The 14,707-nt window shown below is 46.2% G+C and carries 14 protein-coding genes and 5 tRNA genes; 1 reads left to right on the forward strand and 18 read right to left on the reverse strand.

The genetic code is table 11. The features are described 5' to 3' along the window. Positions 1-5: 5 nt before the first annotated feature. The 13 genes from rlmH to CWE08_RS06375 form a co-directional block, all read right to left on the reverse strand. The gene (rlmH, locus tag CWE08_RS06315; protein ID WP_126766837.1) at positions 6-476 is read right to left on the reverse strand and encodes a 23S rRNA (pseudouridine(1915)-N(3))-methyltransferase RlmH; all 471 of its coding nucleotides are present in this window, start codon (positions 474-476) and stop codon (positions 6-8) included. 9 nt (positions 477-485) lie between these two features. Next, positions 486-803, reverse strand: coding sequence for a ribosome silencing factor (gene rsfS / locus CWE08_RS06320; protein WP_126766839.1), 318 nt, complete (start codon positions 801-803; stop codon positions 486-488). A 71-nt stretch (positions 804-874) separates the two neighbouring features. Further along, positions 875-1,516 carry a nicotinate-nucleotide adenylyltransferase gene (gene nadD / locus CWE08_RS06325; protein WP_126766841.1) on the reverse strand — a complete coding sequence of 214 codons (642 nt, stop codon included), beginning with the start codon at positions 1,514-1,516 and terminating at the stop codon, positions 875-877. A gap of 2 nt (positions 1,517-1,518) precedes the next feature. After that, positions 1,519-2,580, reverse strand: coding sequence for a DNA polymerase III subunit delta (gene holA, locus CWE08_RS06330; RefSeq protein ID WP_126766843.1), 1,062 nt, complete (start codon positions 2,578-2,580; stop codon positions 1,519-1,521). A 14-nt stretch (positions 2,581-2,594) separates the two neighbouring features. After that, a complete protein-coding gene (locus CWE08_RS06335; protein ID WP_126766845.1) occupies positions 2,595-3,104 on the reverse strand; it encodes an LPS-assembly lipoprotein LptE in 510 nt (169 codons plus the stop codon). Positions 3,105-3,106: 2 nt separating this feature from the next. Further along, entirely contained in the window at positions 3,107-5,686 is a 2,580-nt protein-coding gene (leuS, locus tag CWE08_RS06340) for a leucine--tRNA ligase (protein ID WP_126766993.1), read from the reverse strand. 43 nt (positions 5,687-5,729) lie between these two features. After that, a complete protein-coding gene (locus CWE08_RS06345) occupies positions 5,730-5,939 on the reverse strand; it encodes a hypothetical protein (protein WP_126766846.1) in 210 nt (69 codons plus the stop codon). An 84-nt stretch (positions 5,940-6,023) separates the two neighbouring features. After that, positions 6,024-7,598: an apolipoprotein N-acyltransferase gene (gene lnt / locus CWE08_RS06350; protein WP_126766848.1), complete on the reverse strand. Its 1,575-nt coding sequence runs from the start codon at positions 7,596-7,598 to the stop codon at positions 6,024-6,026. Between the two features lie 29 nt (positions 7,599-7,627). Then, entirely contained in the window at positions 7,628-8,485 is an 858-nt protein-coding gene (corC, locus tag CWE08_RS06355; protein ID WP_126766850.1) for a CNNM family magnesium/cobalt transport protein CorC, read from the reverse strand. A 6-nt stretch (positions 8,486-8,491) separates the two neighbouring features. Next, positions 8,492-9,001, reverse strand: a complete 510-nt coding sequence (gene ybeY / locus CWE08_RS06360; protein ID WP_126766852.1) for an rRNA maturation RNase YbeY — start codon at positions 8,999-9,001, stop codon at positions 8,492-8,494. Between the two features lie 2 nt (positions 9,002-9,003). After that, positions 9,004-10,089, reverse strand: coding sequence for a PhoH family protein (locus CWE08_RS06365; protein WP_126766854.1), 1,086 nt, complete (start codon positions 10,087-10,089; stop codon positions 9,004-9,006). A gap of 25 nt (positions 10,090-10,114) precedes the next feature. Continuing rightward, positions 10,115-11,557, reverse strand: a complete 1,443-nt coding sequence (gene miaB / locus CWE08_RS06370) for a tRNA (N6-isopentenyl adenosine(37)-C2)-methylthiotransferase MiaB (RefSeq protein ID WP_126766856.1) — start codon at positions 11,555-11,557, stop codon at positions 10,115-10,117. 96 nt (positions 11,558-11,653) lie between these two features. Further along, positions 11,654-12,535, reverse strand: a complete 882-nt coding sequence (locus tag CWE08_RS06375) for a DMT family transporter (RefSeq protein WP_275540781.1) — start codon at positions 12,533-12,535, stop codon at positions 11,654-11,656. Between the two features lie 187 nt (positions 12,536-12,722). Between CWE08_RS06375 and CWE08_RS06380 the strand changes: the two genes are divergently transcribed. Continuing rightward, positions 12,723-13,952 carry an FAD-dependent monooxygenase gene (locus CWE08_RS06380; RefSeq protein WP_126766860.1) on the forward strand — a complete coding sequence of 410 codons (1,230 nt, stop codon included), beginning with the start codon at positions 12,723-12,725 and terminating at the stop codon, positions 13,950-13,952. 61 nt (positions 13,953-14,013) lie between these two features. On the opposite strand, the gene CWE08_RS06385 is transcribed toward CWE08_RS06380, so the two are convergent. The 5 genes from CWE08_RS06385 to CWE08_RS06405 all read right to left on the reverse strand — a co-directional run bounded on the left by CWE08_RS06385 (position 14,014) and on the right by CWE08_RS06405 (position 14,518). After that, a tRNA-Leu gene (locus CWE08_RS06385) sits at positions 14,014-14,100 on the reverse strand. A 21-nt stretch (positions 14,101-14,121) separates the two neighbouring features. Continuing rightward, positions 14,122-14,196: transfer RNA gene (locus CWE08_RS06390), tRNA-Gln, on the reverse strand. 47 nt (positions 14,197-14,243) lie between these two features. Then, positions 14,244-14,318: transfer RNA gene (locus CWE08_RS06395), tRNA-Gln, on the reverse strand. Between the two features lie 26 nt (positions 14,319-14,344). Beyond that, positions 14,345-14,429, reverse strand: a tRNA-Leu gene (locus CWE08_RS06400). A 12-nt stretch (positions 14,430-14,441) separates the two neighbouring features. Then, positions 14,442-14,518: transfer RNA gene (locus CWE08_RS06405), tRNA-Met, on the reverse strand. Positions 14,519-14,707 lie beyond the last annotated feature (189 nt).

A 14,707-nucleotide genomic window follows, 5' to 3' on the forward strand; every position in this document is an offset into this window, starting at 1 on the left:
TTTAATTATTCGCGATGATAAGGGTGATTACTCAGTAGGCTCCAAGCACGAAATAGTGCTTCAGCAATAACAACACGAACAAGCGGGTGTGGCAAGGTTAAAGGCGACAAAGACCACCGTTCATCAGCTCGGGCCTGGCATTCAGCCGACAGGCCCTCAGGCCCACCTACTAAAAAGGCTACATCGCGGCCATCGAGCTGCCATTGCTGCATACGTTGGGCTAATTTGTGCGTATCCCATGGCTTGCCATTTACTTCGAGGGTTACCACATGGGTTGGGCCTCTCAATGCCGCTAGCATTTTTTCACCTTCTTGTTGGGTAAGTTTTCCAACATCGGCTTTTTTACTGCGTTTACCTGCGGGTATTTCAACTAAATCGAGGGGCAATTCAGGTGGCATTCGTTTGGCATATTCTTGATAGCCAGTGGCCACCCAACTCGGCATTTTATTGCCCACGGCGATTAACTGTAAACGCATACTGGTTGTTTAACCCCAGAGCTTTTCGAGCTGATAGAAATCTCGAGTACTATCTTGCATTACGTGCGCAACAACAGGACCAAAATCAACTAAAACCCACTCGCCGTCGTCTTCGCCTTCCATACCCAAGGCAACTTCGCCAGCATGTTTAGCTTCAAGCGCCACATGTTTGGCAATACTGCGAACGTGGGTTTTAGAGTTGCCAGAACAAATCACTAAGAAATCGGTTACATCTGTTTTGTCTCGGATATCAAGAACTTGAATATCACGGCCTTTAAGGTCTTCAATTTTGCTGAGAATAAAATCTCGTAATTGTTCGGTTTGCAACGCTCGGTTACTCCTATAAATGTTGTTAACCGCAGAGTGTACCACGAGTACAGCCCTTGATGCAGCTATCGCTAACGGTAAAGATCGTGTTCACGAATATATTGCCAAACAGGCTCTGGTAACAGCTCAGGGCGCTGCGCCGAATTCTTCAGTTGCTGGCGAAGCTCGGTTGCGGATATATCTAGAGGCTCAGTATTGGCAATAAAAATTTTACCCGCGCCTGTTTGCATTTCCTTGCTGTTACTCTGGCGCTCGGCAAGCAAGGCCTTCACATCGGCACTTGCATCGGCAAGATTATAGCCAGGCCGAGGAATAACAATAAAATGAGCAAAATCGAATAACCGTTGCCAATGTTGCCAATCTGGTAAATTGAGCAAGCTGTCCATGCCAATGATAAAATACAACGTAGCATCTGCAGAAACGGTGTGAAAATGTTTGAGCGTCGGCAACGTTCGCGAAGGCAAACCTTGGCGTAACTCCCAATCGTTCACAACGAATCGATGATCTAAGGTGCAAGCGGCGTCAAGCATACCAAGCCGGTGGGTATTCAAAACCTCAGGCTGCTGCCGGTGGGGTGGCGCGCACGTAGGTAGTAAATGAATGCATTCGAAATCAAAATCTTTGGCTACGGCAAGAATAGGTTTTAGATGGCCCCAATGTACGGGATCGAATGTGCCGCCAACGATAGCAATTTGCCGTTTTCTATTCGCCATAATTACCAATCCTCATAGTTAGCTGAGTGGGTAAAGGCTGCCAACGAATCAAGCTGGTTGAGTTGTGGCATAAAAAGTAGGCCAATGTGGCTAGCTAATACTTTGCTTGATTCGCCAGAATCGCGTTTTAACGCAAGTTCAAGACGTTCAAGCAAGTGAATGCGGGCTTGGCTACGATAGGGCGTATCTTTGCGAGCTAACTGCAAATAATATTCCTGTTGTGCCTGCCAAATGTTCTCAGCAGCCCAGATAGGTTGTAAGTTTTGTTTCTGGCGCATTGCCTTACGTATTTTAATAAGTGTGAAATGTAAGCTTTGCAACACCCAATGAATGAGAACCGGCTCTGTGCCTGTTTCGAGCAAACGTTGTAAGCAATGTAAAAAGGCTTTTGGCTTTTGTTGAATTAACGCATCGCGCAAAGCAAATACATCAAAACGGCTACTATCTTCGTTAGCAGCTGTAACCGCGTCTAAATCGATTGTTGTTTCCGGGTAGAGCAGTTTAAGTTTCTCTAGAGCCTGGCTGAGAGCCAGCAAATTACCCTCATACCAATTGCATAGCTGCTGGATGGCAGGCATATCGATTGCTAAGCCAAGCTTTTCTGCACGTTGTTGCACGAAGGCCGGAAGTTTGTTGCGATCTGGTGCGTATACGGGAACGAATACACCGTTGTTTTCAAGCGCTTTAAACCATTTACTTTTTTGTTGGTCTTTGCGCAGCCTACCACCGAATAAAATAAGCAGCTGATCCGGTGCTTGTGTGGTGGCATATTCAGCTAACGCTGCGCTACCTTCACGGCCCGGTTTTGCCTCGGGTAATTCTAATTCGATAATTTGCTTGCTGGTGAACAAGGAGAGTGTGTGGCTTGCATGGAATAAGCTATCCCAATTGAACTCTTTATCTTGAGTGAAGCGCTGGCGCTCATCGTAACCCTGCTTGCGGGCACTCTTGCGAATGCGATCACAACACTCTGAAACTAAAAAAGGTTCGTCCCCGAACACCAAATAAATCGGTGCTAAGGGTTGCTTGAGCTGGTTTGCTAAACGCTCTGCATAAACTTGCAAATAATCGCCTCTACCTAATCAATGGTTAATTGGTTTAACAGCAATAAAAGCCGGTTGGCGGCTTCCGTTCGCATTTCACTAACCAAAAGTTCGAGCTCTCGTGTTTTTGCCAACGCGTAGTTTGGGTCGTCTTGGTAATCGCGTAAGATTTGGATGTTGTGGCTGGTAGTTACACCATTTTGTGTGGTGATAGTTACCGGTAGCACATAAATCATTTCGTACTCTGCCACTTGCCCCGATGCCAACATCGATAGAATTCGGCGATCGAGGCGATCTTGATGCACAACTACGTGAGTAGTGCCAGATGCCTGTGCAACAACATTGATGCCGCGTTGGCTGAACGTTTCCAACACTTGCGTTCGAATTTCACTACGAGCGGGTGCTTCCAGAGATAAATTTTGTAATTGTGAGGTTACTTGATAATCGCCCCGCAACTGAAAACTACAGGCGCTCAATAACAGCACCGCGCATGCTATTGTGAGAACATGTTTGCTCTGTGCACAGAGGCGATTATAAACATTCATGATTAACTTACCACGATGTTAACAAGCTTACCGGGCACATAAATCACCTTCCGAACGGTTAAGCCTTCGGTGTATTTTTGTATTTGCGGTTGTTCAAGTGCCAGCTTTTCCATTACTTCTTTACTGATATCCGCAGGCACTGTGAGTTTAGCTCTCACCTTGCCGTTCACTTGCAAAACAACAAGTTTTTCATCCTCTACCAGCGCTTGTGAATCTACCTCTGGCCACCCACTGAAGTTGATATCATCAGCATGCCCGAGCGCTTGCCACATCCGCTCACAGATATGCGGGGTAATTGGTGCGAGCATGATAGTGATCGCATCCAGTGCTTCTTGCATTAATGCTTTATCATTCGCTGATTCAAGAGGCGCTTTTTGTAAATGATTGCTCAGTTCCATAATAGCCGCAATCGCAGTATTAAAATTCTGCCTCCGGCCCATATCATCGCTTACTTTGCTGATGGTTTTATGCACTTCGCGGCGCAGCGCTTTTTGTAAGCTATTCAACGCATTGATATCGAGCTCAAAGTTACCAGCGTAATCTTGGAAATCATAAACCATTTTCCAAACTCGCTTGAGGAAGCGGTGAGCTCCTTCAACACCTGAATCCGACCACTCCAAGGTAAGTTCTGGTGGTGCCGCAAACATCATAAATAAGCGCACAGTATCGGCGCCGTATTTATCTACCATGATTTGAGGGTCAATGCCGTTATTCTTGGATTTCGACATTTTGCTGATGCCGGCATGAGTAACTGGCTCACCATCTTTACGATAAATGGCTTGAGTTACTTCGCCTTTCTCGTTGCGAGTAATATCCACATCAACAGGCGAGAACCAAGATTTACCACCATTCGCATCTTCGCGGAAGTAACTATCGGCGAGCACCATACCTTGGCAAAGTAAGCGTTTAAACGGTTCATCTGAGGCAACTAAGCCGGTATCGCGCATTAATTTGTGGAAAAAACGTGCATACAATAGATGCAAAATGGCATGTTCAATACCACCGATGTACTGATCAACAGGCAACCAATAGTTTGCTTTTTCTGGGTCTAACATGCCTTCTTTGTGTTGCGGCGAGCAATAGCGAGCGTAATACCAGCTTGATTCCATGAAGGTATCAAAGGTATCGGTTTCATGCTCAGCAGGCATGCCGTTGTAAGTAGTTTTCCGCCACTCTGGGTTATCTTTAATGGGCGAGGTTACGCCATCCATCACCACATCTTCGGGCAAGCGAACAGGTAACTCATTTTCTGGCACCGCAACTGAATCGCCATTTTCTAGATTCAGCATTGGAATTGGGGTTCCCCAATAACGTTGGCGCGATACGCCCCAATCACGAAGGCGGAAGTTTACTTGGCGTTCGCCAACACCCATGTCTTGCAATTTATTAGCAATAGCAGAAAAGCCATCAGCTGAAGTTAAGCCGTTATACTCGCCGGAATTAATTAACGTACCCTTTTCAACCAGAGCGGCAACGGTGTAATCGTGGTCGGTGCCCGCATCGATTACCGGTTTAATGTTGAGTTTGTAAGTGGTAGCAAACTCGAAGTCCCGTTGATCATGCGCTGGTACCGCCATTACTGCACCAGTGCCGTAATCCATAAGAACAAAGTTAGCTACCCAAACTGGCACTGATTCGCCAGTAAGCGGATGTTTAGCTGTGTAGCCGGTGGCAATGCCGCGCTTTTCCATAGTTGCCAGCTCTGCTTCGGCTACTTTTTGTTGTTTACAACTCTCAACAAACTCGGATACTTCAGGGGTTTCAGCAGCCGCTTTTTGCGCTAATGGATGCTGCGCAGCCACAGCCATATAGGTTACGCCAAAAAGGGTATCTGGGCGCGTAGTGTAAACACTTAACGCCATATCTATCTGCTCTACTTGAAAGGTGATCTGGGCACCCTCGGAGCGGCCAATCCAGTTTCGCTGCATCGCCTTTACTTGCTCAGGCCATTCATCAAGTTGCTCTAAATCTTGCAAAAGCTCATCGGCGTAGGCGGTGATTTTTACGAACCACTGTGGAATTTCTTTTTGTTCAACTAACGCGCCTGAGCGCCAACCGCGGCCATCAATAACTTGCTCGTTGGCTAACACGGTTTGGTCTACCGGATCCCAGTTCACGGTAGAGTTCTTTTTATACACTAGGCCTTTTTCATAAAGCTTAGTGAAGAACCATTGCTCCCAGCGATAGTATTCTGGATCACAGGTAGCAAACTCACGATCCCAATCGTAACCAAAACCAAGGGCTTTCAATTGGTTGCGCATATCGCCAATATTTTGGTAGGTCCATTTAGCCGGAGCTGATTTATTCTGAATCGCTGCATTTTCTGCGGGCAAACCAAAGGCATCCCAACCAATAGGGTGAAGAACATTTTTTCCAAGTAAACGTTGATAGCGAGCAACAACATCACTAAGCGTGTAGTTACGCACATGGCCCATGTGTAACTTACCACTTGGATACGGAAACATTGATAAACAATAGAATTTCTCTTTGCTCTCATCTTCCGTTACCGTAAATACTTGGTCTTGTTCCCAACGCTGCTGTACTTCTGGTTCCAGTTGCGTTGGTTGATATTGTTCCTCAATTTTCCGCGTCATTAAGTTACTACCTATTACCTGAATTTAAACTTTAGGAATTAAAAATCATCGCTAACCACATCACTAACGCAATCACGATACCGCTAACGCCAAAAAAGAAGGCTTCGATCCGGCCACGCGCTTTCGCTTCATTATCGAGTTCAGCGGCTGCTGGTAAACAACCCACAATCAGGCTTGCGACACCAAGGCCGGCAGAAGCAACTAAAACAGTAAATAAAATGGCATCAATTAAATTGCCCATAACGTTTTCCTTTTGATGATAGACCAAAGGGCTAATATAGCCCTTAAGTGTATAGTTTTTCGATTAGGTTGACTATGTTCGATATCACGTTTTCTGACGAGCTTTTACACCTTTTTGCCACCGTAGACCAGGCAAGGCAACTAATATCGCTAAAAGCCAAGCCGGAAGTTCACCAAAACGTGCAAACAGGGTAGTGCCCTCTACCAAAACAACCCGAGTGCTGGCTACATCGGCTGTAAATTGCGGCAAGCGCACTACTGTATTACCTTGTTCATCAAACACGCCCGTAATCCCGTTGTTGGTTGCCCGTAACATTGGCCGGCCCAATTCACGTGCGCGCATACGGGCAATTTCTAAGTGTTGATGCGGGCCGTGAGAATCACCGAACCATGAATCATTACTTATGGTTAACAACAACTGAGTATCGGTTTGAAAGTTTGCTCTTATTTGCCGACTAAAGGCCACTTCAAAACAGATGTTTGCCGCAATAGTAAAGCCGTTTGCATCAAGGTTTGGCTGAATAGATTCGCCACGGCTAAACGACGACATGGGCAAATTAAACAGCGGCGCAATTGGGCGCAATATCGATTCAAAGGGCACAAACTCACCAATGGGTAAAAGGTGATGCTTCCGGTATCGATTATCGTGGCGATAGAACCAAGAACCACCGGATTGTTCACCCATTACAATCATAGAGTTATAGAAGTCATTGGTGCGCCGATCTAGATCAATAATTCCGCTAATAAGAGTGGTTTCTTCCGCGAGTAACCGTTGGTCAAGTGCAGCTAATTGCTGTTGTGCGTGGGGCTCAATGTACGTAATGGCAGATTCTGGCCAAACGATTAAATCGTGATCGTAATAGCCTTCGGTTAACGCTAAATAAGTTTGTAGGTTTGGCCATTGCTGCTCAGGGTTCCATTTAAGCTCTTGCTCTACATTGCCCTGAACGAGTGCCACAGTGATGGTTTCACCGCTAGGCTGAATGGTACTAAACCTAGGCGCAAACCAAGCAAGTGAAAAAATAATTACAGGTACAAAAAGCCACTCTAAGCGTTTTCGTAAAATTGTTAATGCTAAGCTAATGGCGATAACCATGAGCAGTAAGCTAATCCCAATCTCACCGATATAAGGTGCTAAATTGCCCAGCGTTAAGGTGGTTTGCGAGTAACCTAAACTTAACCAAGGAAAGCCAGTGAGGAACCAGCCGCGCAGAAATTCGGTAATAAGCCAGATGATAGGCAGTAAAAGCAGGCTGTAACCGGATGCGAACTTGCGGCTGCGAAACCAAAGCCAACCCGCTAGGGCAGGGAATAGGGCGAGATACAAACACAGCAAAAGCATCAATAAAATCGAAAAGATAAGCGGTAAACCGCCAAACTGATCAATGCTTACGAAAACCCAGCTCACTCCGGTAACAAACCAACCGACACCAAAGCAATAGCTAGTTAATGTAGCTTCTTTCGCGGTTTGGCTGCGCACCAAACCCAACAACCAAAATGCGAGTAAGAGTGGAACAAGCCAACCTTGTTGAAAGGGCGCGTAGGCGAATACCATGGCGCCGCCTGCCAAAAGCATAAGGCTGTTGCGCCACTTACTGTGAGTAAGAAACGGCTTATTTTGCAATACTTGAAGAAACCAAGCACTTACACCCTGTAACATCTTAGGCCAATCTCCATCGCGCAATTACCTTAAGCTTCTGCCGGTAAAGAAACCTGTAGTTGTTGGATGCGGCGGCGATCGGCAGCCGTTACTTTAAAGGTTAATTCGCCAATCACTGTTGCTTCGCCAATTTCCGGTAAATGGCCAAAATTGTGCGCCACTAAACCACCAATGGTATCGTATTCATCATCGGCAAACTCTGTATGAAAGAATTCGTTAAAATCTTCGATAGTGGTTAAGGCTTTAACGGCGAAGCGAGAGTTATTGATCCGACGAATATCGCTACTTGAATCCTCATCGTCGGTTTCATCTTCGATTTCGCCAACAATTTCTTCTAGGATATCTTCAATGGTTACTAGGCCCGATACACCACCATATTCATCTACAACAATGGCCATATGGTAGCGTTTTGAGCGGAACTCTTTGAGTAGGGCATCAACGCGTTTGCTCTCTGGAACAATTACGGCAGGGCGCATTACTTGCGCCAACGAGAAAGGTTCATCAACCATGTTGAAGCCGTAACTGAGCAAATCTTTAGCCAGTAACACACCTTCAATATGGTCTTTATTTTCACTCACTACCGGGTAACGAGAGTGCTGAGTTTGAATAACCGTAGGTAGAAACTCTTCCACACTTTGGTTTTTATCAATGGTTACCATTTGTGAGCGAGGAATCATGATATCGCGAACTTTAAGTTCAGCTACATCAAGCACACCCTCTATCATTTCTTTTGTATCTAAATCGATCAGATCGCGATTCTCCGCGTCCTGAATCATATCCACCAGCTCTTCTCTGCTGGTAGGCTCACCGTTAAAAGCCTGAAGTAGTTTTTGAGCCCAGGTTTTACGCGGTGAACCGTTCCCTGGGTGGGGTTTGTCATCGTTCATCGATGTTTACTCGCTCCTCGAGTGATTAACAGGCGCTGGCGCCGATTGTTCATTAAGATACGGATCAGGAATGGAAAATTGCGCTAAGATGCGCGCTTCTAAACTTTCCATCTCATCCGCTTCTGCTGCTTCTATATGGTCATAACCTAGCAGATGCAAGGTGCCATGAACAACAAGATGCGCAAAGTGGTGTTGAAATGCAATGTTTTGTGCCGTTGCTTCCGCCTGTAACACCGGTTCGCAGATAATAATATCACCTAATAACGGCACGTCTAGCTGTATGCCATCGGGTAAGGCTTCACCAAATGGAAAAGATAAAACATTGGTGGGTTTATCTTTGCCCCGGTATTCACGGTTCAATGTTTGTACTTCATCCGCGTCACTAATTCGAATTGTCATCTCAGCAGTTTCTAACTCGTGATGATGCAACACAGCACTCGCCCACTGAATGATTTCGGCATCTGGGGGCTGGTTTGGTGTCTCTACTGCTCGTTGGATATCAATATGAAAACTCATGTCTATTGCTCGCCTGCGCCGGTGCTGCTGGCCACAACTTTTGCGCTATCCCGCTTTTCGGCAGCCGCTTTACGATATTCATTCGCTTTTCGTTCTTCTTCAGCTTTACTGGCGAGCTCAAACTTTTCATAAGCTACTACAACGCGCTGCACTACCGGATGGCGCACAACGTCTTTGGCGTTAAAGAAGGTAAAACTAATGCCATCAATATCATTGAGTACTTCAATGGCCTGCCTCAGGCCTGATTTTTGACCACGAGGTAAATCAATCTGAGTAATATCGCCGGTAATTACCGCCCGCGAGTTAAAACCGATGCGCGTTAAAAACATCTTCATTTGCTCGGGTGTGGTGTTTTGGCTTTCATCAAGAATAATGAAGGCGTCATTCAGGGTACGGCCACGCATGTAGGCAAGCGGGGCGATCTCAATAATGTTGCGCTCCAAGAGTTTCTCAACCTTTTCAAATCCCAACATTTCAAACAGAGCATCGTAGAGAGGACGTAGGTAAGGATCTACTTTTTGCGCTAAATCACCCGGTAAAAAGCCAAGTTTTTCACCGGCCTCAACCGCTGGTCGAGTAAGCAGAATGCGGCGCACTTCTTGGCGTTCTAGCGCATCAACTGCGGCAGCCACCGCTAAATACGTTTTCCCGGTGCCGGCAGGGCCAACACCAAAATTGATGTCGTTAGTAACGATCGCGCGCACGTAGCCCTGCTGATTTTTATTGCGTGGTTTAACCAGCCCGCGTTTAGTTTTAATCAGCGTCATGGGGTCGTCTTCCGGCCCCTCGTCTTGCTCTAACGCGTTACTCTCTTGAATCGCCAGGTGCACTTGATTAGGGTCAACCGCTTTTTGTTGGCCACGCACTGGTGCCGTTTCAATATATAGGTTTTTGAGAATCTCTTGCGTGGCGCGCAAAGCCGCAGGCTCACCAATAATCCGAAAGTGGTTATTGTTTTGCACAACTTCAACGCCCAATCGCCGCTCAATGTGCTGAATGTTATCGTTAAACGGACCACATAAACCAGCTAAACGCTGGCTATCAGCAGGTTCAAGATATAAATCTACACTCTCAACAGAATTACTCAACCAATCCTCTCAATGTCTTTAATAATTAGCTTGTAGGTGAAACTGGATTAAAATGAGCAACACCTAATTCATCGGCAGCTTCCGGGTTCCGCGCCAAAATTGCTTGTGGCGCAGTATCAATGCGCAAGCCCATTTCGTGCTCTTCTCGAATTAAATCGCCGCGTAGTGAGTTTGGTAATGCTTCAGTAATTAAAACATCCACAAACTTACCAATCATATCAGGGCGGCCCTCAAAATTTACAACCCTGTTATTCTCAGTACGGCCACTCAGTTCCATTGGATTCTTCTTCGATGGGCCGATTACCAGAATGCGTTGCTCAGTGTTGAGCATTTGCCGCGCATGCCGTTGTGCTTGTTGATTAATGCGTTGCTGTAATAATTGCAAACGATCTTTCTTAGTTTGTTCAGTTACGTCGTCTGGCAAATCCGCCGCCGGCGTTCCGGGCCGAGCGCTATAAATAAAACTGAAACTTAAATCGAAATCGATCGCTTGAATTAAATCCATAGTTGCTTCGAAATCCGCATCGGTTTCACCGGGAAAGCCAATAATAAAATCAGAAGACATCGCCATATTAGGGCGTACTTTCTTCAATTTACGAATCTGTGATTTATATTCAATCGCCGTGTGGCCACGTTTCATTAACGCCAGCACTCGATCAGAACCGCTTTGTACAGGCAAATGCAAATGATTAACCAGCTCTGGGATAGTTTCATAGGCAGCAATGATATCGTCGGTAAATTCTACCGGATGAGATGTGGTGTAGCGAATTCTGTCAATGCCATCAATAGCAGCAATTAAATGCAATAATTCAGCGAACGTACAAATATCACCATCGTGATGGGGGCCGCGAAATGCATTCACGTTTTGCCCGAGTAAATTAACTTCTCGAACACCTTGTTCAGCGAGTTGCGCAATTTCGTATAACACGTCATCTACCGGGCGGCTCACTTCTTCGCCGCGTGTGTAGGGTACTACGCAGAACGTACAATACTTACTACAGCCTTCCATGATCGATACGAAAGCGGTTGGGCCTTCGGCAATAGGATCAGGTAGGCGATCGAATTTCTCGATTTCGGGAAATGAAATATCAATTACCGAGCCGCTACCTTCGCTCAGTTCTTTCAACATGGCCGGCAAGCGGTGAAGCGTTTGTGGGCCAAAAACCAAATCAACGAAGGGCGCACGGGCACGAATCGCGGCACCCTCTTGGGAAGCAACGCAACCACCAACGCCGATCACTAAATCGGGTTTATCTTGTTTGAGTAATTTCCAGCGGCCGAGCTGATGAAATACCTTTTCTTGCGCTTTTTCGCGAATTGAGCAGGTGTTTAGAAGAATTAAATCAGCATCTTCAGCTTCAGCTGTTGGCTCGTAACCGAGGTGTGCATGCAGTAGATCCGCCATTTTGCCGGAATCATACTCGTTCATTTGGCAACCCCAGGTTTTGATATAGACCTTTTTACTCATAACCTTGTTTTCATTCCACCGCTTGTACAAAAGGGAGCGTATTCTACCTTGTTCGCAATTCGTACGCTACCTCGGTTGCTAGATAGCCATTGAATTTTAGCGGGATTCTCTACTGGCAACTGCGCTCGATCTGCCACCATGCCGGATTGCGGCATAACCCGCTGCAATGATCACCAATGAGCCTAAAAACATGTTCAAGGTAAATGCCTCGCCCCACACTAAATATCCGATTAAGCCGGCGAATAGTACCGAACTGTAGGTAAAAACGCCTACCTGGGAGGGGGGTGCAATACTAAATGCTCGGGTCATAGTAAGTTGTCCAAGTACCGCGAAGAAGCCCATAAGGGCAACCCCAAGCCAGAGTTCTAGGCTTAGTGTTTGCCAATTGAGGAGAACAGGAATGGCCGTCATTACCGTGGCGAAAAAGGAAAAATAAAATACGATTTTACTCGGCGATTCGGTGCTAGCCATTTGCCGAATGATGGTTTTTGTTGCCGCTGCAAGCGCAGCTGCCAACACAGCCAGAAACATAATGGCAGGGAAAGGGCTGGTAAATGGATTTAAAAAGATTAAAACACCAAAGAACCCAAGGCCAATCGCGAACCAAAGGCGATTGGAAATGCGTTCACGAAGCCAAATGAAACTAATAATAGGAATAAAGAACGGAGCCATCAGTAGCACTAAAGTGGCTTTTGCTAAAGGTACTTGTGAAATCACGAGAAAGAATAAATACATTGCACTCACGCCAGCGATGCCACGAAACACATGTAATCGTAACTGCGAGGTTTTAAAGGCGCTGTGGCGTTTTCGAATGAGCCAAGGGATTAAGATTAAGAAAGCAAAAAAATTACGGAAAAATACCAAATGAAAGAAGGGTACATCGGGGGTGAGGTGTTTAACCATAGCGCTTGTGCCTGCGAAACATAATTCGGCGAATAATAAGAGCGCGGAAGCGAGAATTACCGGATTCAGAAACACCTCGGTGATAGATCATTGAGCTTTGGAACGTATCATAACATGAGACTAAATGTTTCCCGTTAAAATTAGTGTCTAATTTGTTGGCGCCGCGGTCGTTGTGGCCTAATTTATGGTAGCCTTAGTGGGTGTGTTTGGCATTAGAATGCTATGAGCGAACGTAAAAAAGAGAGTGATAGCTGTGAATGAAATGGCAACTAAATCTGAAAATGTAAGTTTACCTTGGGTTGTTGTGGGTGGTGGCATGGTGGGTGGTGCAATGGCATTAGCCATCGCCGAATCAGGCCGGAGAGTAGTTGTGCTAGAGCCTTACCCAGAAACCGAGTTTGCTATCAATAGTGCTTACGATCTTAGGATTTCAGCTATCACCGCCGATAACATTGCCTTGCTGGAGAGTTTAGGTGTTTGGCCACAAGTACAAGCATTACGAGCGCAGCCTTTTATGCAACTAGCCGTACGTGAGCAAGGGAGTGAATGGCTTAGCTTTGCTAGCGAAACTTCACAGCCTTTGGGCTATATGGTTGAAAATAAAGCATTGCAATCGGTACTTACTGAACGTTTGCGAACCCACGCTTTGGTTGATTATCGAACAGAGGGCTTCACATCTATTGTGGCGGCAAAACCGCAAGTACAAATTAAAAACGGTGTTGGTGAAAGTGAACAGCCTGAAAAATCAGCAGGGTATGTTGTAACATCTTCTGGCGCTGAAATTGCGTATCAATATTTAATTGGCGCCGATGGCGTTAACTCGAATGTGCGAAGTGCAGCCGGCATTGGCACAGCAGGATCAAGTTACCAAGAACGTTGTTTACTCGCCACAGTTAAGCTTGCCGAAGAAATACCACCAGAAACATGGCAAATATTTGCAGGTAACGAAGTTCATGCATTGTTGCCGTTAGCAAACCAGCAGGCCTGTTTAATTCTCTACGCAGATACAGCCGTAATTAAGGGTTGGCCTAAGGATGCTATTGAGGCCGAACTAAGCGAGCGTTTTAGTAAGGAGATTGGTGATTTTCAGTTACAAAATGCGGCGAGTTTCCCCTTAAAGCATCAACATGCTTTGGCTTATTTCAATAGCGCGCTGCGTACTTTGATTATCGGTGATGCCGCTCATGGTGTGCACCCTTTAGCCGGGCAAGGTGTAAATTTGGGTTTGCGAGATGTTGCAGCGGTTCGCGATCTACTCACTCAGCTAGCTGACGAGAATATTAATTTCAGAGTTAAGCTTGAGCGCGCTTTAAAGCATCGGCAGTTCGAAAATTTAGCAATGGGGCAGGGGTTGGATACTATTGCTCGGGTATTCCGTGCTCAGCATCCAGTTCTAAAATTTGCTCGCCGATCATTGTTTTCAGTGATGGCGCAGAGCAAACCTTTACGAAAATTCGTAGGGCGGTTTGCGGGTGCGGCATTCGCGAAATAATCAACGAGATAGCATGAGGGCTTTGTAGCAAGTTCTAAGGTATTTTCCATAAGCGCTGAATTGGTGCGGAGAGAGGGACTCGAACCCTCACATCCTTTCGGACACTAGCACCTGAAGCTAGCGCGTCTACCAATTCCGCCACCACCGCAATTCAGTACTTATCAGAAATTGGCTGGGGTACCAGGATTCGAACCTGGGAATGGCGGGATCAAAACCCGCTGCCTTACCACTTGGCTATACCCCACCAGGGATGCTTAATATGATTTTACTAGAGAAGTGCCGTAGGAAAGATGGCTGGGGTACCAGGATTCGAACCTGGGAATGGCGGGATCAAAACCCGCTGCCTTACCACTTGGCTATACCCCAACTGAATCTAACAGCATAAAACTGATTGGTGCGGAAGGAGAGACTCGAACTCTCACGCCTTGCGGCACTGGAACCTAAATCCAGCGTGTCTACCAATTCCACCACTCCCGCGGATCAGTTTTTTGGTGGCTACGGCGGGATTCGAACCTGCGACCCCATCATTATGAGTGATGTGCTCTAACCAACTGAGCTACGTAGCCTTGCCTTTCTGTTTTGCACTGTACGTGTCAGTGCGGCGCGTATTATGCGAATCCACCCGTGTTCAGTCAACACCTTTTCGGAAAAAAACTGATATTTCTGTGCTGATTGCTCAAAAAAGCACTGAACTGGTGAAAAGTGCAGCAAAATATTTACAAAAGGGCGCATTTCGCCCTTCATAAAACTTACAA

This window comes from Aliidiomarina iranensis, assembly GCF_003987135.1.
In the GTDB taxonomy this organism is placed as follows: domain Bacteria; phylum Pseudomonadota; class Gammaproteobacteria; order Enterobacterales; family Alteromonadaceae; genus Aliidiomarina; species Aliidiomarina iranensis.